Below are 4,919 nucleotides of genomic sequence, written 5' to 3' on the forward strand. Positions count from 1 at the left end.
CCACAAAAGCGGCACCCGGATGATGGAGTAAATTAGTAACCAATATTTCTAACGGGTGTAATCCTCCGGCTGATGCCCCTATTCCCACCACAAAAAACTTTTCGAGTGGCTCAACGCTAGGGTCTTGAGGATGTTGTGTCATAAATTTCTACAATCGTGATTCAGTCAAACTTCAATGGGAAACCACCCATAGACCGATTAAAAACAATCAGTCAAGGCTTTCAAGCTGAGTTTTTTGGTGACAATACTGCGGGCACTTTGTGACAGGTACGAGGGGTTTCAGACTCAAAGATCGCAAGCTGGCTCACCATAGAATCAGGGTTTCAGCCGTTGATCTAAAAACTGTGTGGCTGATTGTTCTTAAAGAGTTTAGTTCGGTATTTTTTTTAATAACAGCCAATTTTAACGTAAATTAGCACTTTTTGACATGATTTTATGTTTTTTTAATAATCCGGGCTCTATAGCGCTACGCGCAAGGGAACAGGGAACAGGGAACAGGGAACAGGGAACAGTAAAGGAATTTCAGGATTTAGAAATGTCCTAACTGTAATGGGTAGCCCTATAAATGTGTATTGATTACGGAGATAGGATTCATATTGTGAACGACCCACACTTACTCGACGAGAAGTGTGGGTTTTCAAGTTGAACGAGGATTGATCTAAGCAGACCTTAACGGTTCCGGTCTATTTCTTCGGCGAGAGCAACATCATCATGCTGCGTCCCTCTTGTTTGGGTTCTTGTTGCACCTCTGCCAATTCTTGTAAGTCAACAGCCATGCGGTCGAGGAGTTCTTTAGCGAGGTGACTGTGTTGAATTTCTCGACCTCGAAACATAATGGTAGCTTTGACTTTATCTCCTGATTGCAGGAAGCGTTTGGCTTGATTGACGCGCACTTTGTAATCGTGATCGTCAATAATGTAGCGCATTTTGACTTCCTTAACATCAATGGTGTGTTGTTTTTTCTTGGCTTCTCGAACTTTCTTTTCCTGTTCGTACTTATACTTGCCATAGTCCATAATGCGACAGACAGGAGGGTCGGCTTTGTCGCTGACTAATACCAAGTCGAGTTCTTTTTCCTCCGCTACCCGTAAGGCTTCACGGGGTGTGATAATCCCCAGTTGAGAGCCATCTGCATCGATGACCCGGATTTTGGGAAATCGGATATTTTCGTTAATTGGAGGCAAATTGCGATTGATTTTTTTATCGGTCACAGGCATTAAAGAAGTTTGCAAGCGATTAATAGGATGGTGAGATAGATCTACAATTGTTTATTGTACTCACTCAATCGATATTCTGTCCCCAATTTAACCTAAATTCCAGAAACGTTAAGATTAGAAAATGTAAAGTTATGTTGTGATGGGAGGATGTTTGGTTAGTTCCACAGGTTGGCAAAACCAAGTTGGGTGTCAACGAGACTGGATTTGGAGGGGTTGGCGCATTCGCTACGCCTATACTCGCCCCCCTTTGTCCCTCGCTGCTCGTCCCAGTTATCCGATGATCTTTTTACATGGCTTTGGGGCATCCATTGGACATTGGCGACACAATTTAGCCGAATTCAGTCAAACCCATACGGTTTATGCGTTGGATTTATTGGGGTTTGGTGCATCAGAAAAGGCAATTGCTCCCTATAACACTCAATTATGGGTGGATCAAGTTTATGACTTTTGGAAGACTTTTATCGGAGAACCTGCAATTTTAGTGGGTAATTCCATTGGTTCTTTGATTAGTGTCATGGTGGCTTCTCAATATCCTGAATTAGCACAGGGATTAGTTTTAATTAGTCTTCCTGACCCGGGTTTACAATTAGAAATGTTACCACCTTGGTCAATTCCTGTGGTGGAAACGGTACAAAATATTGTCGCTTCTCCGCCCGTTTTAAGATTATTTTTTACTCTGGCTCGTCGTCCTAGTTTTATCCGTCGTTGGGTACAGTTAGCTTATAATAATCCCCATGCGATTACGGATGAATTAGTTGAAATTTTAGTTACTCCTGTTTTAGAACGAGGGGCAGCACGGGCATTTTGTTCTATTTTTAAAACGATGGGTAGCCCCCGCTTAGGCCCTGCGGTTAAAACCTTATTTCCACAGTTGAATATTCCGATTTTATTGCTTTGGGGTTTACAAGATCGCTTGATTCCCATTCAATTGGCTAACCCCCGTCAATATTCCCAATATCACTCTCAATTAAAATTAGTTGAATTAGAGAATGCGGGTCATTGTCCCCATGATGAATGTCCTGAACGGGTGAATGCAGAAATTTTAACTTGGTTGCAGGAAAGCTTTACTGGTTTTGAGCGTTGATTTTTAAGTCAAGTGTATAGTCAAGTTATCCCTAAGAACATTATCTTCCCGATGGGGGATTTTGTCAAGTTTTTTGGTTCTGTTTTGGCGATTTTATTTCCTATCCTGTTATGAAAATTGTTATTAATTGAATATGATTGGTTTGATAGGATTGAGGGTAAAAGGGTAAAAAAGAGGTTAGATTAAAATGATGAGATTTATCAACCCCAAAACAGACTACGCTTTTAAAAAGATCTTTGGTTCTACCGAAAGCAAAGATATTCTCATTAGCTTTCTCAACGCCTTAGTTTATAACGGTCATTCTACCATTATAGACTTAGAAATTATCAATCCCAACTTACCGCCTAAAATTGTTGGCTTAAAAGATACCTATTTGGATGTTAAAGCCAGACTGAATGACGGTACATTAGTCATTATTGAAATGCAGGTTTTAAACGTACAATCTTTTGGCAAAAGAGTTTTGTTTAATGCAGCTAAAACATACTCGTTTCAATTACAAGCGGGAGAAGGCTATCGTATGCTTAAACCTGTCATTGCTTTAACCATTACTGATTTTGAGATGTTCGCTGATCATGAATTAATGATTTCCCGTTTTGTTTATCGAGAAAAGTCAGAAGGCTGGTATTATCAGGATAATGATATTGAGTTAGTCTTTGTTGAATTGCCTAAGTTTACCAAAGAACTTGATCAGCTTGAAACCATTACGGATAAATGGATTTACTTTATCAAATTTGCGAGATCATTGACTTCTATTCCTGAAAATATGGATGATATTCCTGAACTACACCGAGCTTTTGAAATTGCTAATCAAGCGGGTTTAACGGCTGAGGAATTAGAAGATTTAGAACGTCGGGAAATGTTTATTTATGATCAACAAGGTGCGGTTGCGCTGGGACGAGAACAAGGACGAGAAGAAGAAAAGCGTGAAATTGCTCGAAACTTACTAGAGCGATTAAATGATGAGGAAATTGTAAAAGTAACCGGATTAAGTTTGCAAGTTGTTCAAGAGTTACGGCAGCAAGTAACTGAGGATTAATGATTCAGAATAAACTTAATTGAGGAACGGAAATTCTGCTTTAATATTCCAGTTTTGTCCGTTATGAATTAATAACGTTAATTGAGGAACAGTAAACTCAAAATAAATTGGACGTTGGGCAAATTCTAGCCATGCTGCTTTAAATGCAGTTCGAGTTAAATCTTTAAACGCAACGGTTACATGGGGAGAAAATGGACGTTTTTTAGAAACTTCATGAACAATATTGAGTTGGTTTTCTAAGTGATTCATTAACTGTTGTTGAATATTAATTAATTCTGGATTTTTGATCACATCTACAAAAATAACACGGGGAGGAAAGGCACTAAACCCGGATAAAGTGATGGGAATTGGGGAAACGTCCAGCGCAAATTGGCTTAAATGCTGTTCTAAAATTGGCAAGTTTTCTGTTAACCATTTAAACGGAGGTTGTAAGGTAATATGGGGAGGAGATTTTAACGCATGACGGCTATTATACGTTTGAGCAAAATAGTGTTTAATTTCGGTAATTTCATCTTGAATAATTTGAGGAGGAAGTAAAGCAATAAAAAACAGGCGTTCAGAATCTTTCATAGAATAGGGAATAGTAAACAGAATTAATTAACATAATCATCATCTTATCTGTTGTTTAAGCTCCCGATTGAGTGTTTCCGAGATGATCTTGACAAATTTTAATAATTGTGCAGAGATGGTATAACAATCAATCCTGACCTTGAAAAGCTACAACCTATGCAAAACAACAGTTTCAGCTTAACAATTAATGGTGAAAAGGTTTTGATTCAAGATTGTTCCCCGACCCTGACCTTGTTGGAATATTTGCGCCACAGTGGACGGGTGGGGACGAAGGAGGGGTGTGGGGATGGGGACTGTGGAGCTTGTACAGTGGCGGTTGTGGGTCAGGGTGCGGACGGACGCCCCCAATATCTGGCGATGAATAGTTGTTTAATTCCCTTGGCGACGATGGCGGGACGGGAAATCGTTACGGTTGAAGGAGTGGGGAAAAACGGTTTACATCCGGTACAGACAGCGATGGTGAGTTTGGGGGGTTCTCAATGCGGTTATTGTACCCCCGGATTTATTATGAGTTTGTTTACCGCGTACTACAAAAACGAGGTTAATGATGAATCTTTAGAAGGAAATTTATGTCGATGTACGGGTTATTTACCCATTCGTCGAGTTGCAGAAATCGTTAATCATAGGTATCCTTGTGATCAATTTAGTGAACGTTTAAAACAACTTAACTTAGGGTTTAATTCTATTCATTATCTTACCTCAGATCAACAATTTTTTTGTCCGCTTCAACTCTCCGAGGTTCTCAAGCTTTTACAACAATATCCCGATGCTAAATTAGTTGCAGGAGCAACGGATTTAGGCTTAGAAATGAGTCACCATCGCCAAGAATTCCCGATTTTAATTTCTTTAGAATCCGTTACAGAACTACTGGAACTTAAACAAACTTCAGAGGATGTAGAAATTGGGGCTGCAATTCCTTTGAGTCATCTTGAAGAAAACTTAAAGGGAATATTCCCTAGTTTGGATGAAATGTTATCTTGGTTTGCGGCTCGACAAATTCGCAACCGAGCTA

The 4,919-nt window shown here is 39.6% G+C and carries 5 protein-coding genes; 3 read left to right on the plus strand and 2 right to left on the minus strand.

What is annotated here, in order from left to right:
• Positions 1-683: 683 nt before the first annotated feature.
• Positions 684-1,217: a translation initiation factor IF-3 gene (infC, locus tag ACKPEB_RS08180; protein WP_072718413.1), complete on the minus strand. Its 534-nt coding sequence runs from the start codon at positions 1,215-1,217 to the stop codon at positions 684-686.
• Between the two features lie 151 nt (positions 1,218-1,368).
• Here infC and ACKPEB_RS08185 point away from each other — a divergent pair, with 151 nt between their 5' ends.
• Together ACKPEB_RS08185 and ACKPEB_RS08190 are read left to right on the plus strand one after the other, a co-directional pair.
• Complete coding sequence (locus ACKPEB_RS08185) at positions 1,369-2,301, plus strand: alpha/beta fold hydrolase (RefSeq protein WP_408964386.1); 933 nt, start codon at positions 1,369-1,371, stop codon at positions 2,299-2,301.
• A 190-nt stretch (positions 2,302-2,491) separates the two neighbouring features.
• The gene (locus ACKPEB_RS08190; RefSeq protein WP_408964389.1) at positions 2,492-3,337 is read left to right on the plus strand and encodes an Rpn family recombination-promoting nuclease/putative transposase; all 846 of its coding nucleotides are present in this window, start codon (positions 2,492-2,494) and stop codon (positions 3,335-3,337) included.
• Positions 3,338-3,352: 15 nt separating this feature from the next.
• On the opposite strand, the gene ACKPEB_RS08195 is transcribed toward ACKPEB_RS08190, so the two are convergent.
• Positions 3,353-3,907 carry a 2'-5' RNA ligase family protein gene (locus ACKPEB_RS08195; protein ID WP_408964387.1) on the minus strand — a complete coding sequence of 185 codons (555 nt, stop codon included), beginning with the start codon at positions 3,905-3,907 and terminating at the stop codon, positions 3,353-3,355.
• Between the two features lie 156 nt (positions 3,908-4,063).
• On the opposite strand from ACKPEB_RS08195, the gene ACKPEB_RS08200 reads away from it, so the two are divergent.
• The coding region (locus ACKPEB_RS08200) for an FAD binding domain-containing protein (RefSeq protein ID WP_408964388.1) at positions 4,064-4,919 on the plus strand (856 nt) is incomplete at its 3' end.

Origin of the sequence: Planktothrix sp. (assembly GCF_046067725.1) — a bacterium.
In the GTDB taxonomy this organism is placed as follows: Bacteria; Cyanobacteriota; Cyanobacteriia; order Cyanobacteriales; family Microcoleaceae; genus Planktothrix.